The following is a 21,246-nucleotide window of genomic DNA, read 5'->3' on the forward strand; positions in this document are numbered from 1 at the left end:
GGCGGTGCCGCAGGGATGATTCCCGCCTCGGCCTCAAGAACGTTCAGTGGTGCGGCACTGGCGTGCGTGGCGATCCCGGCTTGTCAGGGCCGGCAGGCCGCGCTTCCCCCGCGGCGGACCGCTCATAGCGGATACCGGGAAAGATGATCACCGCCGCCGGTATTTCGGTGGTTTGCTTTGCTCGATTGGTCGGTGCCGTTCTCGGCACGAAAGACAGTACCATGCCCATGGTTCGCGTATTCCTCTCGGTTGCCCCGGAGCACAACGCAACGCCTCCAAATATCATTAAGGCCGGCAGAGGGTTAACGGAGCGCTAACGGATCCCAGCTAACTTGATCTTTGTTTTTGGCAATCGCGAAACCGACATGGTTCCGAGCATGGTCAAGCGTGTATAGAGTATCGGGCGTATCCCTCGTGTCATCTTCGGACTTCAGGCAAATCGCGGCAAGGACGGAATCAGGAAAGGCCGAAAGGCTGTTCCGCGCAGCGGTGTCTGCGTTCTGCTCGCTCACCCGGCCATCCCGCCGTGAAATTGGCCAGCTCGAAGATCTGACGCTGCCGCTGTTCGACAACGTGTCCGCCGAATCGCGCCGCTACGTTGCGGCGGCCCTCTCTGAATGCGAATATGCTCCGGCCGGGCTGGTGCGGCGCCTGTGCGAGGAGCCGGTAGACATCGCCGCCCCCTTGCTCATCCGCTCGCGCGCAGTCAGTGACATCGACCTCATTGCGCTGATCGGCCGGCACGGGCTGCCGCATGCGCGCGCGATCGCGCGCCGCAAGAACCTTAATCCGACTATCGCCGATCTGATCAGGGCACTGGAAAGGCCGACGCTGGTGCGGGTGCGCGATCCGGAAGCGGAAGTCTCTCCGGCACAAACCGCTCCCTCGAAGGCGCCGGCCGCCGACAGCGCGGCGAAGCAGCAGACGCCGGGCGTTGGTGCCGAAAATGCGCGGCGCAGACTGCGCTCCATGATGCGGACCGGCGAGGAGGCGCAGGCGGCGCAGGTCGATCCGTTCACCGGAGCCGACACCTATGCCAAATTGCGCGAGACGGCGCTGACCGGAAACGCCGCCTTCTTCCAGACCGCGCTCGCCGACGCGCTCGATATCGATTTCTCGACGGCCAGGTTGCTGACGGCGAACCAGAATTACATGCCGCTGCTGGCGGCGCTGCGCTCGCTCGACCTCAGCGAGGACCGGGCATTCCTGATCACGGTTGCCGTCTACTTCCGCGAGTTTCCGCATCCGCAGGCGATCCGAACCTTCCTCGATCGCTACCGGCTCCTGCACCGCGACGCGGCGCTGGACAAGGTGCGGGAATGGAAGGCCGTGACCCTGTCCGATGTGGTTCGCGACGCCGCCCCCACCAACAGCGCCAGCCGCGAGGCGTCGAACAGTGACGATGCAGCGGCCTTCCCTGGCCTCAGGACATCTTCACGGAAATAAGCTCCTCGACAGGAACAGCGCCGGCCTCGATCTCAACCACCCAGATGTCGGGATCGAATTTCTTCTCGCGTTCCAGCCTGGCGTCCAGCACCGAAGCATCGGCGGCGGTGGCGAGAAGGCTAAAGAAACGGTCGTCGGGCTTGGCCGAATCGTAGCTCGTCTGTGGCGCCGGCCCATAGAGAGCGATTTCACCAAGCCGGCTCCGCGTCAGGACGAACACGGCGCCGGCTTCGGTCGCGCCGCGCTTGACCACGGCGGCAAATCCGCCCGCGCCGAAAACCCGACGCAACAGGGCCGATACCCACAGATCCGTGGTCACGCGCATGAGAAAAGTCCGGACAGCATGCGGGCTATCTATCGGTATTTACACCGCTGGGCGAGCCGTTGTTTGCGCCGTCAGTTGGTCAGGCCGATCTCGCGCATCTTGACATAGACCAGTTCGTCGGGCTCGCCGGTCTGCGGCAGGCCGAACAGCGACTGGAATTCCTTGATGGCCGCCTTGGTACGGGCGCCGACGACGCCGTCGAGCTGCATGTCGTCATTGCCGAAGGCCTTGAGCCCGGCCTGTATCTTGACAATGCGAGGATCCGGCGCTTGGGAAGCCGTATCGGTCTGCAGCGACACTGGAACCGCCTGCGACACTTCGGGACGCGGTTGCGGTTTCGGCACGGCGGCGGTTTTCGGGGTCGCGCCCAGCTGATCGAGCAGCAGCGCGTCGATCTCGCCGGACGTGTTGAGCCCAACCTTCTGCTGATAGGCCTGGATCGCCTTGCGCGTGTTGGGTCCGGAAATGCCGTCGACCGTGCCGGCGTAGAAATCGAGATCCTTCAATATGCCCTGCACCTGCTCCACCACCGGATCGCCCTTGACCGGCGCCGGCGCGGTACCTGGCCGCACGATGTTGAAGGTGGTCTCCGGCTCATCAGCGGCCGCGTGCGGAACGCCCTGCATGCTGCGGGTCGCGAAGAAGGCGCCGGCATGCGGAAAAGGCTGGTACCACAGCGCATTCGCCGAAACGTAGAACAGCGTCACCAGGAATGCCGTCGACCCTCCCGCCAGGACGGGATTGCGCGAAATCATGCCGCCGATGGCGACGGCTCCGTCCTGGAAGGCGTTGCTGCGGCGCTTGGCCGCCTTAGGCTGTTTTGCGGAGCGCGCCATTTCCGTCCCCTTTCGCCCTGGCCAGCGGCATCGTCAGCACCCCGGCCTTGTCCGCCGGCCGCCCTTTCGGCCCGTTCACCGGCAGGCTGATGGTGACCGTGGTGCCCTCGCCCGGCATGCTTTCGATCGACATGGTGCCTTCGTGCAGCGCCACCAGTCCCTTGACCAGCGACAGGCCAAGGCCGGTCCCCTCGAAACGACGGGTATAGTCGTTCTGGATCTGCATGAACGGCTTGCCGAGATTGGCGAAATCTTCCTCGGCGATACCGATGCCGGTGTCCCGCACCCAGAAATGCAGGCGCGAACCGATCCGCTTGGCACCGACGACGACATCGCCGCCATCGGGCGTGAACTTGATCGCATTCGAGACGAGATTGATGAGGATCTGCTGCACGGCGCGCCGGTCGGCGTTGATTTCGCCGGCGTCCGGCGCGATCTGCGCCTTGAGATCGATGTTCTTGGCCTGCGCCTGGAGCCGCATCATCTGCTGACACATGTCGACGGCTTCCATGAAGCGGAATGGCTCCGGTTCGGTCGCATAGACGCCCGATTCGATCCGCGACACGTCGAGAATGGAGGTTACGACGGCAAGCAGATGCTGGCCGGAATCGCGCACCAGACCGACATATTCCTTCTGCCGTGGATCCTTGAAGGCGCCGAACATCTCGTGCAGCAGCATGTCGGAGAATCCGATGATGGCATTGAGCGGCGTGCGCAGTTCGTGGCTCACCACCGCCAGGAAGCGCCCTTTCGCCACTTCGGCGGCGGCGGCCGCGTCATTGGCGGCGCCGAGGTCTTCGCGCAACCGGGCGACCTCGTCGTTCTCGCGCAGCACAAGCGTGAAAACGTCGCCCTGCTCCTGAGCGCGCATCAGTTCGAGCGAAAACGGCCGATAGTTGTCTGCCGCGCCATTGCCATTCTGTCCATTGCCGTCCTGCGGCAGCCTGACGCGCAACTCCAGCCTGCGCGACAGCGCCCCGCCTCGCATGTCGGCCAAGGCACTGAGATAGGAGACGCGATCCGAGAGATGCACGCGATCGAAAAGCCCGGTTCCGCAAAGCAGTTGCGGGGGCAGCTTCAACAGCGTACGCGCCTTTGCCGAGGCATCGATAACCTCGCCATGGCGGGCGACGCGCAGGACCACCGCGTCGATCATGTCTTCCAGACGATCGCCGGTGTCCCCTACGTCGGCCGCAGCCGCCGTGTTGCGAACCGCCGATATACGCGGCACCAGCGTCAGCGCCCAGGCCAATGGCAGCAGCCAGTGCCACGCGGCGATCGGCACCGCGGCGTGCGGGAGGACGGTTGCCGTCACAGGCTGCAACAGAATGGCGACGACGGCGCAGACGGCTCCCCACAGCGCTGCGCGGCGCGAGGCGCCGATCCACCAGGCTTCGAACGGCAGCGCCACGAAAAGCATCGCGACCGGAGAGCTCAGCCCGCCGGCAGCGGCAACAAGACCGGCGAGCGCAAGTCCCGCGATCGCCAGCGCGGCCCGGCCGGCCAGATCCATCCTGCCGGTCGCGGCCACCAGCAAGGCGATGAACCAGCAAAGACCAAAGGCCGCGAAGATGGCGGCCACGGTGACGGCTGCGCCCATGCCTGACGTGACGAGCGTGACCGCGGCACCGGCGGCAAAGAACGGAGCGGCCAGCATGGCGCCGATAAAGCGACGCTGACGCTCGCGGTCGTCCAGCCCAAGAATGGAGGGATGGACCATACGTTCACAACCGGCGGCCATTGCCCCAGGCAATTCAACGTATCTGGCCTTGATCGGCATCAACTCAACGCACCCGCACTCGTCGTGAACAGCTCTGCTTTTGCAGATCGTTTTGATTGACTCTGAAACTCGCACCCAGCCTTTAAAGAATGGATAAGGCAGGGCCGACCCAAGGCCCGGCCCACGGCGAATATCGGGATGGGAGCGCCCAAAAACGCGGGCAAATGCCACCATAGTAAACGGAGGGTTATCCGCAGGGACCGCCCGCGGCGTGGCCAGCGGCAGTGCACCGACCGCCTGATTTTGTGGAAAACGCAATAGAAACAAAGGGGTGTATGGCTAATGGATGATAAGAAAAATGGTCCCAATCTGAGACAAATCGACAGCAAAACGCTTCGTTTCGAATTTGCCTCAAATTTGAAGAAAATTCTCGGCTAACCCGCAAGCCGTCCTTTGCGCCTGTGTGCCAATATCCCGCCCACAAAAGAGGTCATGCTCATGGATGCATGATCCGGTCACGACAAGAGGCGAGCATGTTCTTCCTGATGAGAATGGCTTTCTGGTTTTCGCTGGTGCTGCTGGCACTGCCGCTGGGCGTCGGTTCCGAGCCGGGTCAAGAAAGCGTGGGCCCGATCCAGGCTTTGTTCGCGGCCCGCGACGCGGTCGGCGACATCGCCGGCATTTGCGAACGCAAGCCCGATGTCTGTGAGACCGGCAAGTCGGCAATGCACACCATCACCGCAAGGGCCAAGGAGACCGCCAAGATCGCGGCCGCCATGCTGGACGACAAGTCCGCCGGCCCCGACATCTCCACAATGACCGGCAGCATTCCCGAAGAAGTCGTCTTGCCCGAGACAGTCAACCTGCCGGTAAAGAATTAAGCCGTTTCGACGGCGCACCGCGGGCAGTCTGCCTCTCGACGCCCGCGGTGTCCTTGTTTTTCCGTGACGCGGCGACGGTGGATGACTATATCCCTGTCATGACGACCACGATCCAGACGATCCGCGACGACTTCTCATTCCTTGACGAATGGGAGGACCGCTATCGTTATGTCATCGAACTCGGCGAGGCGCTGCCGCCATTCCCGGATGAGGAACGCACCGCCGCCAACAAGGTGCCGGGCTGCGTCAGCCAGGTCTGGCTGACCACCGAACGGGGACCGGGCGGCGATCCGGTCATCACCTTCAGGGGCGATTCGGACGCCCATATCGTACGCGGGCTGGTGGCGATCATGCTGGCGCTGTTCTCCGGCAAGACCGCCAGCGAAATCCAGAAAATCGATGCGGAAGCGACGCTGAAGGCGCTCGGCCTGGACGAGCACCTGTCGCCGCAGCGCGCCAACGGCCTTCGCTCGATGGTCAAGCGCATCAGGCGCGACGCAGAGGCCGCGCTCGAGCAGACGGCCTGATACCGCCTCCGCGATCAGCCGATCGCATCGTACCGCGCACTGTTACCAGCTCTGTCCCGGCCCGGCCGGCAAAGTAAAACGGCGCCCGAAGGCGCCGATATCGATCCGGTTGAACTGTCCGTCCGGCTCTATCTATCGTTTGAGCCGCATTCCGCGATACTAAGTGTACTCACCTGGCAGCAAATGCTTAGCGGGCCTTGCGCTTGCGGCCGAGGCCCATCTTCTTGGCGAGCTGGGAGCGGGCGGCCGCGTAGTTCGGGGCAACCATCGGGTAGCTCGGGTCGAGGTTCCACTTTTCGCGATACTGATCCGGCGTCAGATCATAGTGGGTCATCAGGTGACGCTTGAGCGACTTGAACTTTTTGCCGTCTTCAAGGCAAACGATGTAGTCGTCATGAACCGAGCGCTTCGGGTTCACTGCCGGCTTCTGCTTGTCGGCGGGCGGCTGTTCGGCGGTTCCGCCCACACGCCCGAGAGCAGCATGGACATCGGAGATGAGGTTCGGCAGTTCGCCGACCGGCACGGGATTGTTGCTGACATAGGCGGCCACCACGTCGGCGGTCAGCTCGATCAGCGCGTCGCTGTTTCTGGAAGGTGTTTCGACAATATCCATGGTCTTCAGGCCCCAACGAGAGTTAGTTTAGTGCGCCCTTTTTTACAGGCAAGGCATTGCACGAATTTTGTGCAGACAGAGCTTCTGCGATTCGTGTCGCGGGGGCATCAATGAACCTACCTAGCAAGTAAGTCAATTCGATCCTTGCACTATATTGAACGATGTTGATCAAATATTTTCGGATCAGCTTCAATCTTTCGTGCACGATGTAATTTTTCGATATTTCGCAGGCGAAACCAGCGACCGGTGACGCAGCGTTAGCTAACCGTTACATTCGCGCTAACTCACAAAGCATCTCCGAGTGCTTCGCTTTGCTTGGCGATCGCGCCGGCAATCTTGGTTGCTCACCCCCTTTCACAAAACCATAGGTTGCCCCACCTCGGCCATTGCCGGCCCTCACGCGTCGTGCAGCCGACCAGCTCGGATCACTCAATACGGGGCGATGTATTTGCCATAGGCCCACCCGGTGACAAAACCGCCGTTCTTCGCCGGATCATGCCAGACTTCGCACCAGCGATAGCGAACCGCCTGCTGCTGCTTCCATGCCGGCTGATTAGCGATGTCGAGCAGGTTCGTCCCGCCAGTGCATCGTCCGGTCATCTGCAAAACGGTGCCGTTCGGATATGCGGCCTGTTTCTGGGACGTGCCCGAGGGATATTTGCGCACGTTGAGCGTGTCGCCGAACGGCACGTTGGCCACTTGCCAAGCGGCGAATACGGTCGCATGAGATTGGCCGGCGATGGCCATAGTCGCGGAAACGACGGCGAGAGCCGCGACGGTGCGAGCATAGATATACATTATTTCTCCTCCCGGCCCGCTTTCTGGAGCCCGGCGCAGCAATAAGACCCGGCTCTTGAACCCGCGCTGATCGGCGTGTTCATTGGCCATTCAGGACATTTCCAAAGCGAGACGCAATGACCAAAACTTCTGCATTCCCGGATGTCACCCCGCCAACGCCCGAGAAGCGGCCGGTTTTCGACACGCATCACGGTATCACGCGAACGGACGACTATTCCTGGCTGCGGGCCGACAATTGGCAGGAGATGTTCAGGGACCCCGCATTGCTCGATGCGGGCATCCGCGCCCATCTCGAAGCCGAGAACGCCTACCAGTCGAAACTGATGGCCGACACGGCCGATTTGCGGAAGCGGCTGTTCAAGGAGATGAAGGGTCGCATCAAGGAGGACGATTCTTCCGTGCCGATGAAGGACGGACCCTACGCGTATGGCTCCTCCTTCAAACTCGGCGGCGAGCAGCCGCGCTATTTCCGCATGCCGCGGGACGGCGGCGCGCAGCATATCCTGCTCGACGGCGATGCCGAGGCCGAAGGCAAGGCCTATTTCCGGCTTGGCGGCGTCGATCATTCGGCCGACCATGGCAAGCTTTTATGGGCGTTCGACGACAAGGGCTCCGAATTCTATACGCTTCGGGTGCGCGACCTCTCCGACGGCAAGGAACTCGCGGACACGGTTCCAGACACTGGCGGTTCGGGGGTGTGGAACGCCGCCAATGACGGGTTTTTCTACACCCGGCTCGACCCCAACCACCGTCCCTCCAAGGTGCTGTTCCATGCGCTTGGGCAGGATCCGGCAAGCGACCGGCTGATCTATGAGGAAAATGATCCCGGCTTCTTCATGAATGTCGGCGGCACGCGCTCCAATGAATGGATCATGGTTGCCATCAACGACCACGAGACATCGGAATACCGGCTGCTGAGCGCGGGCGAGCCGTTTGGCGAGCCGAAGCTGGTGGCGGCGCGCGAGACCGGTCTTCAATACGAGATGGAGGAAGGCGGCGACATTTTCTTCATCCTGACCAACGCCGATGGGGCCAAGGACTTCAAGATCATGACGGCGCCGGCGAGCGATCCGATCCGCGCCAACTGGCAGGAACTGGTTCCGCACGAGGCCGGCCGGCTGATCCTGTCGGTGATCGGCTTCAAGAACCATATGGTCAGGCTGGAGCGCAAGGAGGGCCTGCCGCGCATCGTCGTGCGCGACCGTGCAACCGGCGAGGAACACCTGATCTCCTTCGACGAGGAGGCGTTTTCGCTCGGCCTGTCGGGATCCCTGGAATACGACACCGAGATCATGCGCTTCACCTATTCATCGATGACGACGCCGGCGCAGGTCTTCGACTACAACATGCGCACCCGCGAGCGCGTGTTGCTCAAGACCCAGGAGGTGCCGTCCGGCCACGACCCGGAGCGCTATGTCACGCGTCGGCTGATGGCGCCCGCGGCTGATGGCGAATTGGTGCCGGTCTCGCTCTTGTACCGCCGCGATACCCCGCTGGACGGCTCCGCGCCTTGCCTGCTTTACGGCTACGGTTCCTATGGCATCACGGTGCCGGCGGCCTTCAACACCAACTGGTTCTCGCTGGTCGACCGCGGCTTTGTCTTTGCAATCGCCCACGTCCGCGGCGGCAAGGACAAGGGCTATGGCTGGTACGATGACGGCAAGCGGGCGCACAAGATGAACACTTTCACCGATTTCATCGCCTGTGCACGCCATCTGGTCGCCGAACGCTACACTGTGCATGACCGCATCGTCGCGCAAGGTGGATCCGCCGGCGGCATGCTGATGGGCGCGGTCGCCAACATGGCGCCGGACTGTTTCGGCGGCATCGTTGCCGAGGTGCCTTTCGTCGACGTGCTCACCACCATGCTCGACGCCAGCCTGCCGCTGACCCCGCCGGAGTGGCCTGAATGGGGCAATCCGATCGCGTCGGCGGACGATTACCGGACGATCGCCGCCTACTCGCCCTATGACAATGTCGCCGCGCTCGGCTATCCACCGATCCTGGCGCTAGCCGGTCTCACTGACCCGCGCGTCACCTATTGGGAACCGGCCAAATGGGTGGCGCGGCTGCGCGAGCGCAAGACGGGCGACAATCCGGTCCTGTTCAAGATCAACATGGAATCGGGCCATGCCGGCGCGTCCGGCCGGTTTTCCCGGCTGGAGGAGATCGCCTACACATATTCATTCGCCTTGAGAGTGACAGGCAAGGCAACAGGGCCGCAGGGCTGAAGCGGTCATTGCCCTTCGGCCCCTGGCGTGACTTGATCGGCGACGAACGCCGAGGAGGATGCGAGCAATGATCGACCTGGCCACATTGACCACCTATGTCGCCGTGGTGCTCGGTTTTGTGTTTATTCCCGGCCCCGCCACGCTGCTGACGGTCGCGCGGGCAACGAGTTCGGGAACCAAAGCCGGCATCGCAACCGGCGCAGGGATCGCGGCCGGCGACGTGTTTCACACCTTCACGGCCATGGTCGGCATCTCGGCGATCGTCGCCGCATCGGCGGTGTTGTTCAGCGCCGTGAAGTATCTCGGTGCGGCATATCTCGTTTATCTCGGCATTCGCGCGATCATGGAAAAGACGCCGGCCGATCTCGCCGCCGGCAGGTTCCCAATCTCAGCGGGCAAGGCGTTTCGGCAAGCCATACTGACTGAGATGCTCAACCCCAAGACGGCGCTTTTCTTCCTCGCGTTCCTGCCACAGTTCGTCCGGCCCGAAAACGGATCGGTCATGCTCCAACTGGCGGTATTGGGGATCATCTTTGTTCTGCTGGGCCTCTTCAGCACAGTGGTTTTCGCGGTGAGCGCAGGCGGGCTTGGCACTTTCCTGCGTCGAAATCCCACGGTGTTAAAATGGCAGGGCAAGATTGTCGGCGGCATCTATTGCGGCCTGGGCGTGCGGCTGGCGCTTCAGCAGCGCTGACGCGAAACGGTGACCGGCGCGGCCTTCTCGGCGAGCCGGGCAATCATTGGTTTTTGAATTCCGTGTTGCTGGTTTTCGCTCGCAATTGCGATGCCCGCGCGCTACCCAAGGCGCGTTTTGTCCCGGGCCATGACAGCCCACAATCGCACAAGGGCCTGCCATGCTGCTCGTCGACGTCTATCTCGACAAATCCCCCATCCAGGGCATTGGTGTCTTTGCCAAGAATCCCATTTCCCGCGGCACGATGATCTGGAAGCTGGATCCGAGATTCGACCGGCTCATCGAGGTCGAGACCTATGAGAGCCAGACAGGACCGGTGAAGAGCTATCTCGATCGCTATGCCTATCCGGACAGGCGAGATCCGAACTACATCGTCTTCGAGGCCGACGATGCACGCTACATGAACCACGCCGACGAGCCGAATTGCGACGTATCCTCGCCGGAGGAAAGCTTTGCGTTGCGCGACATCGCGGCCGGCGAGGAACTGACCTGCAACTACAATCATTTCTTCGCGGCGGGCTTCGACTTCCTGGGCGATCGCCACCCGTAGTCAGCTCGCCGGTTTTTTGCGCGCCGGATAGCCGTTCGGATGCGGCGGAACCGCCTTGAGATAGGCCGCGATCGCCGCGCGGTCCTCGGGCGCCAGTTCGGCCATGTTCCTCTGCACGTCGACCATGGCCCCGCCAACGGAATCGAAATCGGGCGTGAAGCCGGTTTCGAGATAGTTGGCGATATCGGCCTGCGACCAGTCGCCGATGCCGCCCTCCCCGGAGGTGATATTGGGGACGATGCCGCTGCCTTCGGCGGCTGTGGCTCCAGCCAGCCACTCGCTCTTCTTTGTCCCCCCCGCAAGGTCACGCGGTGTGTGACATTCGCCGCAATGACCCGGTCCCTCGACCAGGTAGCGACCGGCAATCACAGGACCAGGCGCGCCTTCGGGCAGGGACACAACAGGCTGCTCGCTGAGATAGAGCCGTTTCCACAAGCCGATACCGCGACGGATGTTGAACGGGAAACTCAATGAATTGGCCGGCGCTCGGCCGGCAACCGCCGGCAGCGTCTTCAGGAAGGCATAGAGATCGGCAATGTCGGCGGGCTTCATGCGCGCGTAGGACGTATAGGGAAATGCCGGATAGAAATGCTCGCCCGACGGCGAGACACCCTTCAGCATGGCATTGGCGAGATCCTCGGCCGACCACGCGCCGATGCCGTCCTTGGGGTCTTGCGAAATGTTGGGCGGCACAAACGTGCCAAACGGAGTCTTGAGTTCAAGGCCGCCGACAAGTTCGAGCCGCTCATCGCCTTTCGAACCGGGTTTTGCATGGCAGGAGGTGCAGCCGCCGGCATAAAAAATGCGCTTGCCCCTGGCCGCGTCACCAGGCGCGAGCTTGGCCAGGGTTTCCGCATCGAGCTTCACCGGCGCCGAAAGCGTCCACGCGGCAACCGCGCCGACGCCGCCGAGCACGAGTGCGGCGCCGACAAACTTCCTCAGCCATGCCATGGCCGGCGATTAGCCTTTCTTGACCCTGTAGCCCTTGTGGCAGGTGCCGCAGTCGGAGCCGATGACGCCGATTTGCGTCTTCAGGGAATCCACGTCGGCTGGGGCCGCGGCGACCGCGGCCTTGACGTCGGCAAGATACTTGTCTTCTGTCGCCTTGAAACCGGCCATGTCTTGCCAGATCTTCGGCGCCGCCGTGGTGTCGCCCGTGTCGCTGCCCGCCGGGAACAGGACGTCGGCGTCGAATTTTTCCGCGTTCGCCTGGAGCGCCTGCAGCGCAGTCAGTACTGCGGCGGCATCAAAGGGCTCCTCACCCTTGACCACTTTCGACAGGCCGCCGACGATCTTCCCGCGTTCCTTCATCAGGGCCTGGCGGTCGAGGATCGGGTCGGCAAAGGCCGCCGAACCGGCGAACGCGAGCATAGAGATGGCGACGACAAGCTTTCTCATTCAATTAGCTCCATGATGAGGGCATTTCGGGACAGGACGTTAACGGACGTGGCGGGAGGAATATTCCCTTCCCCCGACGATTTTGCAGACCTTTGCTGTGGGATCTCGGCACAGAAAAAGAAAAGCCCCGGGGGTGCCGGGGCTTTCTGAATCTCGATCAGGCTTTCGCTTTTTCGTAGAGTTCGAGAACATGATCCCAGTTGATCAGGCTGTCGACGAAGGCCTCGAGATATTTCGGCCGGGCGTTGCGATAGTCGATGTAATAGGAGTGCTCCCAGACATCGACGCCGAGGATCGGCGCCGCGCCATGGACGAGGGGATTCTCGCCGTTCGGCGTCTTCGAGATCGCCAGCTTGCCATCCTTGACCGAAACCCAGGCCCAGCCGGAACCGAACTGGGTCGTGCCGGCGGCGATGAAGTCGGCCTTGAATTTGTCGTAGCCACCCAGATCGCTGTCGAAAGCCTCCTGCAACGCACCCGGCAGCTTGTTGCCGCCGCCGCCCTTTTTCATCCACTTCCAGAAATGGATGTGATTGTAGTGCTGGGCGGCATTGTTGAAGAGGCCGGCATTCTTGCCGAACGACTGCTTGACCACCTCTTCTACCGACAGATCGCCAAGGCCGGCTTCGGCGGCAAGCTTATTGCCGTTGTCGACATAGGCCTTGTGGTGCTTGTCGTGGTGATATTCCAGCGTCTCTTTCGACATGTAGGGCTGCAAGGCCTCATAGTCGTAAGGCAGAGCGGGCAATTCAAAAGCCATGGAAGGTACTCCCTCAAGGAAATCCGGTGTCGATACCGGACTAAGATAGGTCTGGATTGGGTTCGGACAACTCCGAAAAGTGAAGCGCCGGGTGCTCTTTCTAAGCGGGTTCCGGAGAACTGTCACACAGTTTCCGGAAACCGGGCGCATTGCGACGAAAAGCCTGGACGGATCAGCCCGCCGACGTCGAATGCGCCCAATCCCAATAGAGCTCCCGCGCCTTCTTGGCCACCGGCCCGGGCTGCAGGCTGCGGTCCTCGATGCGCGTGATCGGAATGACCTTGGAATGGTTGCCGGTCGAAAAAATCTCATCCGCTTCGAGGAATTCACGCACCGACAGCGCCTTTTCCGTGGTCTTGAACCCGTACTCGCCAAGCAACGTCATCGTGCGCGAGCGGGTGATGCCCGACAGGAAGGTGCCGTTCGGCGCCGGCGTCAGGACGTGGCCGTCCTTGACCAGGAAGATGTTCGAGGTTCCGGTCTCGGCGACGTTGCCCAGCATGTCGAGCACCAGGGCGTTGTCGAAGCCGCGCATCTTGGCTTCGAGGATGGCGCGGCCATTGTTGGGATAGAGGCAGCCGGCCTTGGCGTTGGTCGGCATGGTTTCGATAGTCGGGCGCCGGAACGGCGAAACCGTCACGGAAAAGCCGGTCGGCGAGATCATCGGCGATTCGTAGAGGCACAGGCAGAAACGGGTCGAGGCGGGATCGGCCGGCACGCCCATATAGCCGCCGTGCTCGGCCCAATACATCGGCCTGATATAGACAGCCGTCTTGCCATCGAATTTCTTCAATCCGTCCCAGGTCAGCCCGACGATCTTCTCGGCCGTCATCGAAGGCTTGAGACCGAGCGCGATCGCCGAGGCATTCACGCGCGCGGCATGAAGGTCAAGATCGGGAGCGACACCCTCGAACCAGCGGGCGCCGTCGAACACGCTGGTGCCGAGCCACATTGCGTGGCTGCGCGGGCCCAAAACGGCGACATTGCCCTCGTACCAGTCGCCGTCGACGAAAGTCCATGTCGCGGAAAGTGCGGCAGCCGCCAGTGTCATTGCTTTGTCCCGTTCCGATCAATCTCGTGTTGCAGCATTGGATGACGCTTTGGCCGGCGTCGTCAACCAGCATCGGGGAGTTTTGTTGAGGCCACAGACGGCGCGCTGCAATCAAGACTTGCACCTTGCCCCGCCTCGCCTCAAAACTGTTGCCATGCAATACGCCGCTTATGTTTTCGACGCCTACGGCACACTGTTCGATGTTCATGCCGCCGTGCGCCGCCACGCCGACGCCATCGGACCGGACGGCCAGTTGCTGTCCGAGATCTGGCGCGCCAAGCAACTCGAATATTCCTGGGTGCGTACGTTGATGGGCGCCTATGCCGATTTTTGGCAACTCACCGAGCAGGCACTTGATTTCGCGTTGCACAAGGTGCCCTCTGCCGATCCCGGCCTCAAGGCGGCATTGCTGGATGCCTATTGGCGGCTGGACTGCTATGCGGAAGTGCCCGCCGTGCTGAAGGCGCTGAAGGCGTCCGGCGCCAAGCTGGCAATCCTGTCCAACGGTTCACCGGAAATGCTGGAGGCAGCCGTTAAATCCGCGGCGCTCGATCAGGTGCTGGACGATATCTATTCCGTCGATGCGGTACGGCGCTTCAAGACCGATCCGTCGGTCTACGACATGGTCACGACAGGCTGGCGCCTCTATCCGGGTGCGGTCTCCTTCCAGTCGTCCAACCGCTGGGACATTGCCGGCGCGACCAAGTTCGGCTTCCGCACCGTGTGGATCAACCGCTCCAACCAGCCGGAGGAGTATCGGGATTTTCCACCGGCCCTGATCCTGCCGTCGCTCGATGCCCTTGTCACAGGTGGCTAACGCATGCGGCCCAAAAGTAATCCTGGTTTTCGCTCCTGTGACCGTAGCGCCACAGTGGCGACGCGGTCACAGCTTCGCCTTTGTTTGTCCACCTTGAGGCCAGATTCGGAACCGCCTATCGCGCCCAAGTGTTGATCAGGCACCCTCGCAACGGTCGGCATATTCATGCTTTGTTGCGATTTCAGACTTAAAGAAGGCAACCATGTTCCCAGCCGAAATCGAATCCTATCGCCTGAGCCGTCGCGGCTTTCTCAATGCCGCAGCCCTGGGCGCCGCCTCGATCGCGGTTTCCGCATGCGCCACCACCGGGTCCGGGCCAGTCGAGCCACCGCCACCGGCCTATGTCGAGCCGCCGCTCGCCGACTACGTGACGATGTACGCCGCCGTCAGCGATGGCGGTTTCGAAGTGCCGGCCATTCCCGTCGACAGGATCGATCCGCAATTCCTGCGCCAGATCGTGCCCGACCCGACCGGCCAGAAGCCGGGAACCATCGTCGTCGATACGACCGGCCACTTCCTCTATCTGGTTCGTCCGGGCGGCCAGGCGATCCGCTACGGCGTCGGCCTCGGCCGCGCCGGCTTCGAATGGTCGGGCGATGCCGTCGTCCAGTGGAAACAGAAGTGGCCGAAATGGACGCCGCCGGACGAGATGATCGCCCGGCAGCCGGAACTGAGGCAATACAGCGCTGACAATGGCGGTATGCCGGGCGGGCTGAAAAACCCGCTCGGTGCACGTGCGCTCTATCTCTTCCAGGGCAACGTCGACACGCTCTACCGGCTGCACGGCTCGCCGGAATGGCGTTCGATCGGCAAGTCGGTGTCGTCGGGCTGCGTGCGCCTGATGAACCAGGACATTATAGACCTATATGATCGCGTGCCTTCGAAGACCCCGGTCATCGTGACCAGCGACGCCAGCCAGCCCATGGTGGCGACCGCGAATCACAAAGCCATCCCGATCGATGCCGGCGTGCCGGACGGATCGGTGCTGCTTGGCCCGGTGAAAGCGGTGAGCGACGCGATTTTCTGATGGGAGCGAGGGTGAATGCGGCGACTCGCCGCCTTCACCTCCACATCAGCCTATCCCTGCATGGCCGTTGCGCGATCGCGCTTCCCTATCTGCCCCTCGACAGACTCCCGAGTATCCCGCGCACGATGGCGCGGCCGACCGACGAGCCGACAGAGCGCACCACCGACTTGATCGCGGCTTCCGCCACCGTCTGGCGGTTGGACGGGCGCGGTTGAGGCGGGCGTCTGCCGCCGGGTTGCGGCGGCGGAGCATCATTGCCGAAGCCCGGAATGGTCCAGCGTGAACGGCCGGCGTCGGCCTGCTGTGCCTCGGCATCCGCCGCGTCCTTGGCCTTTTTCTGCAGCATCTCGAAAGCCGATTCGCGATCGACACCCTCATCGTACTGACCGATCACCGGGCTTTCCTGGATCAGCTTCCGCCGCTCGGCTGGGGTTATGGGCCCAAGTCGTGACGATGGCGGACGGATCAGCGTGCGCTGGACCATGGACGGGATGCCCTTGGCTTCCAGCACTGAAACCAGCGCTTCGCCGGTGCCCAGTTGCGTGATCACGGTCGCGCAATCGAAATCCGGATTTGGCCGGAACGTCTCGGCCGCGGTCCTTACCGCCTGCTGCTCGCGCGGCGTGTAGGCGCGCAACGCATGCTGGACCCGGTTGCCGAGCTGGGCCAGAACCTTCTCAGGAATATCCAGAGGGTTCTGCGTGACGAAATAGACGCCGACGCCCTTCGAGCGAATCAGACGCACCACCTGCTCGACGCGGTCGATCAGCACCTTCGGCGCGTCGTCGAAAAGCAGATGTGCCTCGTCGAAGAAGAAGACCAGCTTCGGCTTGTCGGGATCGCCCACTTCGGGCAGCTCCTCGAACAGTTCCGACATCAGCCAAAGCAGGAACGTCGCGTAGAGTCGCGGATTCATCATCAGCTTGTCGGCGGCCAGCACGCTGATGGCGCCGCGGCCGTCGCGGGTGGTGCGCATGATGTCGGCGATGCGCAATGCCGGCTCGCCGAAGAAATTCGCCGCCCCCTGCTGTTCCAGCACCAGCAGCGTGCGCTGGATGGCGCCGACCGAGGGTTTCGTCACATTGCCGTAGCGGGCGCTGATCTCTTCGGCGCGCCCGGCGATATTGGCGAGCAGCGCCTGCAGGTCCTTGAGGTCGAGCAGCAGCAGCCCTTCCTCATCGGCGATGCGGAAGGCGATGTTCATGATGCCTTCCTGGGCTTCGGACAGATTCATCAACCGCGACAAGAGCAGCGGGCCCATCTCGGAGATGGTGGCGCGGATGGGGTGGCCCTGTTCGCCGAACAGATCCCAGAAGATGACGGGGAATTCCTGAAAGTCATAGGGGTCGAGCTTGACCTGCTCGGCGCGCTTGACCAGGAAATCCTGCGCCGTGCCGATCATGGCTATACCGGAGAGATCGCCCTTGATGTCGGCGCAGAACACCGGCACGCCGGCATTGGAGAATCCCTCGGCCAATATTTGCAAGGTGACCGTCTTGCCGGTGCCGGTGGCACCGGTCACCAGGCCGTGACGGTTGCCATAGTGCAAAAGCAGGTTTTCGGGACGCTGATAGCTGTCGTCGGGCTTGCGGCTGGCGCCGATGAAAATGGTGTCGTCAGCCATATGTCCGGTCTCCGCAACTGCTGTGTATAAAACCAGCCCTTCGCCCGAAGGTATAGTGGGGGCCTTGCACAGCGACAATGGCGATCGGCGAAAATGGCCTTTTTTGGAGCTTGCGGATTGTGCCCATGTTTGGCAATCGTTCATGCTTCGTGCTCGAAGGCTGGTGTACGCTCGAGGGATCGAATTCGAGTCTTGGAAGCGCATTGCATTGCGGTATCGCACCGGGACCCGTAGACTGAAGTGCTCCAGGCTGATGCGGCCGCATAGTGACGAGGACAGTGGATGAGCGCCGGAGCCTTGACCAGGGATAACGAAGTTCCGAATGCCGACCGGCAGCGATGGCTGGCCCTGGCTGAAAAGGCGCTCGCCGGCGCATCTTTCGAGGAAAAACTGGTCTCGCACACCGATGACGGCATCCGCGTGGAACCGCTTTATGAGCGCGCGGCGGCGGCCGAGCCGATCGTGCGCGCCAACCCCGGATCGCCGTGGATCGTCAGCCAGCGCATCGACGATCCCGACATTGGTCGCGCCAAAGCCCAGGCGCTGGAGGACGTCGCGCAGGGCGCGACGGGATTGTCGCTCGTCTTCGAAGGTGCCCCGAACGCCTTCGGCTACGGCCTGCCGAGAACGGCGCAGGCGCTGGAGACGGTTCTGGACGGCATCCCGTTAAACCGCGTCCAGATCCGGATCGACGCCCACCCATGGAGCCGCCCCATGGCCGACTGGCTGGTGGCGTTCCTTGGCAAGCGCCGCTCCGATCCGGCAAAGCTCAACCTCTCCTTCGGCATCGATCCGGCGGCGATCCTGGCCGGAACCGGCCGGTTGCGCATGTCGATCGAGGCGCTGCAGGAATCCATGCCGCAATCGCTGGCACATTTCTTTTCAATGGGCGTGCCCGGCGTGCTGCTCGAGGCGGATGGGCGGGTGTTCCACAATGCCGGCGCCACGGAGGCGCAGGAGCTTGGCATCATGCTCGCTTCGGCCGTCTCCTATCTCAGGATGTTCGAGAAAGCGCGGCAACCGCTCGTCTACGCAGCGCCCCATATCGGGTTTGCGCTGAGCGCCGACCAGGATCAGTTCCTGTCGATGGCCAAGGTCAGGGCCTTGCGCAGGCTGTGGGCTCGCGTCCAAGAAGCCTGCTCGATCCCGACTTCGACGGCCAATATTCACGCCGAGACGTCGTTTCGGATGATGACGGCATTGGACCCGGAGACCAACATCCTGCGCACGACGATCGCCTGCTTCGCCGCGGCGGCGGGCGGAGCCGATTCGATCGCTATCCTGCCGCACACCGTCGCGCATGGCCTGCCGGCGCCTTTCGCACGCCGCGTGGCCCGTAACGCGCAGTTGATCATGGCCAATGAAAGCCACATCGATCAGGTCGCCGATCCCGCCTGCGGCTCCGGTGGCGTCGAAGCGCTCACCGCTGGCCTCTGCGAAGCGGCCTGGTCCGAGTTGCAGGCGATCGAGGCCGAGGGCGGCGTGCTGTCCAGCCTTCAGGACGGACGCATACAGGAACGTGTTCGCACCGCCGCCGCCCAGCGTGCTGCCGCCTTCCGATCCCGCGAGCGCGCCATCGTCGGCGCCACGCTCTATCCGCAGAAAACCGAGCGCGCGGTCGAGACGCTGGCCGCGGAGCGGCGATCTGCCTTCACGGAAGGCATCGTCATGTGCGAGCCGCTGTTTCCGGTCCGCATCGATCAAGCGATCGGAGCCGCTTCTTGATTCCGGATTTCAGCCAGGTCGGCTGGGCGCCGCCTCGGCGGGCGCCGGTCGAGATCAAGGGCCAGCGGATGACGCCGGAAGGCCTTGCCGTCAAACATCTGTACAATCAGGGCGATCTCAAGGGGCTGCCGCATCTCGACACCTATCCGGGCATGCCGCCCTTCGTGCGCGGACCCTATCCGACCATGTATGTCCAGCAGCCGTGGACGATCCGGCAATATGCCGGTTTCTCGACGGCGGAAGAGTCAAACGCCTTCTACAGGCGCAATCTTGCCGCCGGCCAGAAAGGTCTGTCGGTCGCCTTCGATCTCGCCACGCACCGCGGCTATGACAGCGATCATCCGCGGGTGGCCGGCGATGTCGGAATGGCGGGCGTGGCCATCGATTCCATCCTCGACATGCGCCAGCTCTTCGACGGCATTCCGCTCGGCGAGATGACGGTGTCGATGACCATGAACGGCGCGGTGCTGCCGATCATGGCGCTCTACATCGTGGCGGCCGAGGAACAAGGGGTTGCGCAGAAGGATCTCGCAGGGACCATTCAGAACGACATTCTGAAGGAGTTCATGGTCCGCAACACCTATATCTATCCGCCGAAGCCCTCGATGCGGATCGTGTCGGACATCTTCTCCTACACATCCAGGCACATGCCGAAATTCAACTCGATCTCGATCTCCGGCTACCATATGCAGGAGGCCGGCGCGACGGCGGACCTGGAGCTCGCCTATACGATTGCCGACGGAATCGAATATGCCCGCGCCGGCGTCGCGGCCGGGCTCGACATCGACCGCTTCGCCCCGCGCCTGTCCTTCTTCTGGGCTGTTGGCATGAACTTCTTCATGGAAGTCGCCAAGCTCAGGGCGGCGCGGCTGCTGTGGTCAAGCCTGATGATGAAGAATTTTTCGCCGAAGGACGAGCGTTCGCTGTCCTTGCGCACCCACTGCCAGACTTCTGGCTGGTCGCTGACGGCGCAGGATCCCTACAACAACATCATCCGCACGATGATCGAGGCGATGGCCGCCACACAGGGCCATACACAATCGCTGCACACCAATTCCTTCGACGAGGCCATGGCGCTGCCGACGGATCATTCGGCCCGTATCGCCCGCAACACGCAGCTGATCCTGCAAAAGGAATCCGGCACCACGCGCATCATCGATCCGTGGGGCGGTTCGGCTTATCTCGAGAGGCTGACGCATGATCTGGCAGCGCGTGCGCTTGCCCATATCGAGGAGGTCGAGGCGCTCGGCGGCATGGCCGCGGCCACCGAGAAGGGCATTCCCAAGCTGCGCATCGAAGAGGCGGCCGCCCGCACCCAGGCGCGCATCGATTCAGGCGAGCAGGTGCTGGTCGGCGTCAACGCGCACCGGCCCGGTGCGGATATCGAAGTCGACGTCTTGAAGATCGACAATGCCGAGGTAAGAGCCCGGCAGCTATCGAAGCTGCAGCGGCTGAAGGGCACGCGCGACGTCGCGGTGCTCGAGAATGCGCTCGCAGCGCTCTCCCGCGCGGCCGAGAGCGGCGAGAACCTGCTCGAATTCGCCATCCACGCCGCGCGCGCCAATGCGACGGTCGGGGAGATTTCGCTGGCGCTGGAAAAGGTCTTTGGCCGCCACATCGCGTCGGTGCAGACGATTTCCGGCGTCTACCGCCAGGCGCTCGGCGACAATCCGGCCGTCGACCGGCTGCAGGAGAAGATCGGCGCGTTCGAAAAGAAGACCGGCGGCAAGCCGCGCATCCTGGTCGCCAAAATGGGACAGGACGGACATGACCGCGGCCAGAAGGTGATCGCCACAGCCTTTGCCGACCTCGGCTTCGACGTCACCGTCGGCGCCATGTTCCAGACGCCGGAGGAGATCGCGAAGCTCGCCCACGAGCAGGATGTGCACATTGTCGGCGCGTCGTCGCTGGCGGCGGGACATCTGACGCTGATCCCGGAACTCAGGGATGCGCTGAAGAGGCTCGGCCACAGCGACATGCTGATCGTTGCCGGCGGCGTGATCCCTCCGCAGGACTATGATGCCGTGCTGCAAGCGGGTGCGGCGGAAATCTTCCCGCCCGGTACCGTGATCCCGCAAGCAGCGGAGCGGCTGATCGACCGGCTGCTGGCGTCCTGAGTTATCGGCAACGAGTGTGTCCGGGCCTTCCTCCCATTCGTAAGTTATAATATCTGTTGCAACGGTGCGGCGGTCGAGTTATAATTGACGTTGCAACAGGAGCAAT

Annotated in this window: 20 protein-coding genes; 10 read left to right on the plus strand and 10 right to left on the minus strand. The window is 62.7% G+C overall.

The window, feature by feature from the left end:
* Positions 1-414: 414 nt before the first annotated feature.
* Positions 415-1,446, plus strand: a complete 1,032-nt coding sequence (locus FJ443_RS05015; protein WP_140663380.1) for a hypothetical protein — start codon at positions 415-417, stop codon at positions 1,444-1,446.
* Here FJ443_RS05015 and FJ443_RS05020 read toward each other — a convergent pair.
* The 3 genes from FJ443_RS05020 to FJ443_RS05030 all read right to left on the minus strand — a co-directional run bounded on the left by FJ443_RS05020 (position 1,424) and on the right by FJ443_RS05030 (position 4,327).
* Entirely contained in the window at positions 1,424-1,771 is a 348-nt protein-coding gene (locus FJ443_RS05020) for a DUF1491 family protein (RefSeq protein WP_140494737.1), read from the minus strand. The two genes, FJ443_RS05015 and FJ443_RS05020, sit on opposite strands and share 23 nt — an antisense overlap.
* A gap of 71 nt (positions 1,772-1,842) precedes the next feature.
* Positions 1,843-2,607: a peptidoglycan-binding protein gene (locus FJ443_RS05025; protein ID WP_140520732.1), complete on the minus strand. Its 765-nt coding sequence runs from the start codon at positions 2,605-2,607 to the stop codon at positions 1,843-1,845.
* Positions 2,582-4,327: a PAS domain-containing sensor histidine kinase gene (locus tag FJ443_RS05030; protein WP_140662980.1), complete on the minus strand. Its 1,746-nt coding sequence runs from the start codon at positions 4,325-4,327 to the stop codon at positions 2,582-2,584. The genes FJ443_RS05025 and FJ443_RS05030 overlap by 26 nt, the downstream gene beginning before the upstream one ends.
* A gap of 533 nt (positions 4,328-4,860) precedes the next feature.
* Here FJ443_RS05030 and FJ443_RS05035 point away from each other — a divergent pair.
* Positions 4,861-5,208, plus strand: a complete 348-nt coding sequence (locus FJ443_RS05035) for a DUF5330 domain-containing protein (RefSeq protein WP_140662982.1) — start codon at positions 4,861-4,863, stop codon at positions 5,206-5,208.
* A 98-nt stretch (positions 5,209-5,306) separates the two neighbouring features.
* Positions 5,307-5,735, plus strand: a complete 429-nt coding sequence (locus FJ443_RS05040; RefSeq protein WP_140495047.1) for a SufE family protein — start codon at positions 5,307-5,309, stop codon at positions 5,733-5,735.
* Positions 5,736-5,922: 187 nt separating this feature from the next.
* Here FJ443_RS05040 and FJ443_RS05045 read toward each other — a convergent pair whose 3' ends face one another.
* The gene (locus tag FJ443_RS05045; RefSeq protein WP_095089970.1) at positions 5,923-6,348 is read right to left on the minus strand and encodes a MucR family transcriptional regulator; all 426 of its coding nucleotides are present in this window, start codon (positions 6,346-6,348) and stop codon (positions 5,923-5,925) included.
* A gap of 429 nt (positions 6,349-6,777) precedes the next feature.
* Positions 6,778-7,146, minus strand: a complete 369-nt coding sequence (locus tag FJ443_RS05050) for an SH3 domain-containing protein (protein ID WP_140520957.1) — start codon at positions 7,144-7,146, stop codon at positions 6,778-6,780.
* 116 nt (positions 7,147-7,262) lie between these two features.
* Here FJ443_RS05050 and FJ443_RS05055 point away from each other — a divergent pair, with 116 nt between their 5' ends.
* From FJ443_RS05055 to FJ443_RS05065, 3 genes are all read left to right on the plus strand, one after another.
* Complete coding sequence (locus FJ443_RS05055) at positions 7,263-9,377, plus strand: S9 family peptidase (RefSeq protein ID WP_140567669.1); 2,115 nt, start codon at positions 7,263-7,265, stop codon at positions 9,375-9,377.
* Positions 9,378-9,444: 67 nt separating this feature from the next.
* Positions 9,445-10,071, plus strand: coding sequence for a LysE family translocator (locus FJ443_RS05060; protein ID WP_140517957.1), 627 nt, complete (start codon positions 9,445-9,447; stop codon positions 10,069-10,071).
* Between the two features lie 160 nt (positions 10,072-10,231).
* Positions 10,232-10,621 (plus strand): SET domain-containing protein-lysine N-methyltransferase, encoded by a 390-nt coding sequence (locus tag FJ443_RS05065; RefSeq protein WP_140494748.1) that lies wholly within the window; start codon positions 10,232-10,234, stop codon positions 10,619-10,621.
* On the opposite strand, the gene FJ443_RS05070 is transcribed toward FJ443_RS05065, so the two are convergent.
* The 4 genes from FJ443_RS05070 to FJ443_RS05085 all read right to left on the minus strand — a co-directional run bounded on the left by FJ443_RS05070 (position 10,622) and on the right by FJ443_RS05085 (position 13,830).
* Positions 10,622-11,572, minus strand: a complete 951-nt coding sequence (locus FJ443_RS05070) for a cytochrome c (RefSeq protein WP_140559432.1) — start codon at positions 11,570-11,572, stop codon at positions 10,622-10,624.
* A gap of 9 nt (positions 11,573-11,581) precedes the next feature.
* Positions 11,582-12,019, minus strand: coding sequence for a cytochrome c (locus tag FJ443_RS05075; protein ID WP_140559431.1), 438 nt, complete (start codon positions 12,017-12,019; stop codon positions 11,582-11,584).
* Positions 12,020-12,176: 157 nt separating this feature from the next.
* Positions 12,177-12,779, minus strand: a complete 603-nt coding sequence (locus FJ443_RS05080; protein ID WP_140567666.1) for a superoxide dismutase — start codon at positions 12,777-12,779, stop codon at positions 12,177-12,179.
* 172 nt (positions 12,780-12,951) lie between these two features.
* A complete protein-coding gene (locus tag FJ443_RS05085; RefSeq protein ID WP_140494756.1) occupies positions 12,952-13,830 on the minus strand; it encodes a branched-chain amino acid aminotransferase in 879 nt (292 codons plus the stop codon).
* Between the two features lie 154 nt (positions 13,831-13,984).
* On the opposite strand from FJ443_RS05085, the gene FJ443_RS05090 reads away from it, so the two are divergent.
* Positions 13,985-14,647 carry a haloacid dehalogenase type II gene (locus FJ443_RS05090; protein ID WP_140494758.1) on the plus strand — a complete coding sequence of 221 codons (663 nt, stop codon included), beginning with the start codon at positions 13,985-13,987 and terminating at the stop codon, positions 14,645-14,647.
* A gap of 202 nt (positions 14,648-14,849) precedes the next feature.
* Positions 14,850-15,674 carry a L,D-transpeptidase gene (locus FJ443_RS05095; protein ID WP_140494760.1) on the plus strand — a complete coding sequence of 275 codons (825 nt, stop codon included), beginning with the start codon at positions 14,850-14,852 and terminating at the stop codon, positions 15,672-15,674.
* Between the two features lie 85 nt (positions 15,675-15,759).
* Here the strand turns inward: FJ443_RS05095 and FJ443_RS05100 are convergent, their stop codons facing one another.
* Positions 15,760-17,298, minus strand: a complete 1,539-nt coding sequence (locus FJ443_RS05100; protein WP_140555863.1) for a helicase HerA-like C-terminal domain-containing protein — start codon at positions 17,296-17,298, stop codon at positions 15,760-15,762.
* Positions 17,299-17,580: 282 nt separating this feature from the next.
* Between FJ443_RS05100 and FJ443_RS05105 the strand changes: the two genes are divergently transcribed.
* A complete protein-coding gene (locus tag FJ443_RS05105) occupies positions 17,581-19,023 on the plus strand; it encodes a methylmalonyl-CoA mutase subunit beta (RefSeq protein ID WP_140517951.1) in 1,443 nt (480 codons plus the stop codon).
* Positions 19,020-21,140 (plus strand): methylmalonyl-CoA mutase, encoded by a 2,121-nt coding sequence (gene scpA, locus FJ443_RS05110; protein WP_140517950.1) that lies wholly within the window; start codon positions 19,020-19,022, stop codon positions 21,138-21,140. Before FJ443_RS05105 ends, scpA begins: the two co-directional genes overlap by 4 nt.
* Positions 21,141-21,246: the final 106 nt, after the last annotated feature.

It is taken from the genome of Mesorhizobium sp. B2-6-1 (genome assembly GCF_006440475.1).
Classification (GTDB): Bacteria; Pseudomonadota; Alphaproteobacteria; order Rhizobiales; family Rhizobiaceae; genus Mesorhizobium.

Bases quoted from the DNA above. Each gene is read 5' to 3' on its own strand.
- FJ443_RS05070 (WP_140559432.1), bottom strand. From the start codon at position 11,572: ATGGCATGGCTGAGGAAGTTTGTCGGCGCCGCACTCGTGCTCGGCGGC.
- FJ443_RS05100 (WP_140555863.1), bottom strand. From the start codon at position 17,298: ATGGCTGACGACACCATTTTCATCGGCGCCAGCCGCAAGCCCGACGAC.
- FJ443_RS05090 (WP_140494758.1), top strand. From the start codon at position 13,985: ATGCAATACGCCGCTTATGTTTTCGACGCCTACGGCACACTGTTCGAT.
- FJ443_RS05020 (WP_140494737.1), bottom strand. From the start codon at position 1,771: ATGCGCGTGACCACGGATCTGTGGGTATCGGCCCTGTTGCGTCGGGTT.
- FJ443_RS05060 (WP_140517957.1), top strand. From the start codon at position 9,445: ATGATCGACCTGGCCACATTGACCACCTATGTCGCCGTGGTGCTCGGT.
- FJ443_RS05055 (WP_140567669.1), top strand. From the start codon at position 7,263: ATGACCAAAACTTCTGCATTCCCGGATGTCACCCCGCCAACGCCCGAG.
- FJ443_RS05085 (WP_140494756.1), bottom strand. From the start codon at position 13,830: ATGACACTGGCGGCTGCCGCACTTTCCGCGACATGGACTTTCGTCGAC.
- FJ443_RS05065 (WP_140494748.1), top strand. From the start codon at position 10,232: ATGCTGCTCGTCGACGTCTATCTCGACAAATCCCCCATCCAGGGCATT.
- FJ443_RS05080 (WP_140567666.1), bottom strand. From the start codon at position 12,779: ATGGCTTTTGAATTGCCCGCTCTGCCTTACGACTATGAGGCCTTGCAG.
- FJ443_RS05075 (WP_140559431.1), bottom strand. From the start codon at position 12,019: ATGAGAAAGCTTGTCGTCGCCATCTCTATGCTCGCGTTCGCCGGTTCG.
- FJ443_RS05095 (WP_140494760.1), top strand. From the start codon at position 14,850: ATGTTCCCAGCCGAAATCGAATCCTATCGCCTGAGCCGTCGCGGCTTT.
- FJ443_RS05035 (WP_140662982.1), top strand. From the start codon at position 4,861: ATGTTCTTCCTGATGAGAATGGCTTTCTGGTTTTCGCTGGTGCTGCTG.
- FJ443_RS05025 (WP_140520732.1), bottom strand. From the start codon at position 2,607: ATGGCGCGCTCCGCAAAACAGCCTAAGGCGGCCAAGCGCCGCAGCAAC.
- FJ443_RS05040 (WP_140495047.1), top strand. From the start codon at position 5,307: ATGACGACCACGATCCAGACGATCCGCGACGACTTCTCATTCCTTGAC.
- FJ443_RS05105 (WP_140517951.1), top strand. From the start codon at position 17,581: ATGAGCGCCGGAGCCTTGACCAGGGATAACGAAGTTCCGAATGCCGAC.
- FJ443_RS05045 (WP_095089970.1), bottom strand. From the start codon at position 6,348: ATGGATATTGTCGAAACACCTTCCAGAAACAGCGACGCGCTGATCGAG.
- FJ443_RS05030 (WP_140662980.1), bottom strand. From the start codon at position 4,327: ATGGTCCATCCCTCCATTCTTGGGCTGGACGACCGCGAGCGTCAGCGT.
- FJ443_RS05050 (WP_140520957.1), bottom strand. From the start codon at position 7,146: ATGTATATCTATGCTCGCACCGTCGCGGCTCTCGCCGTCGTTTCCGCG.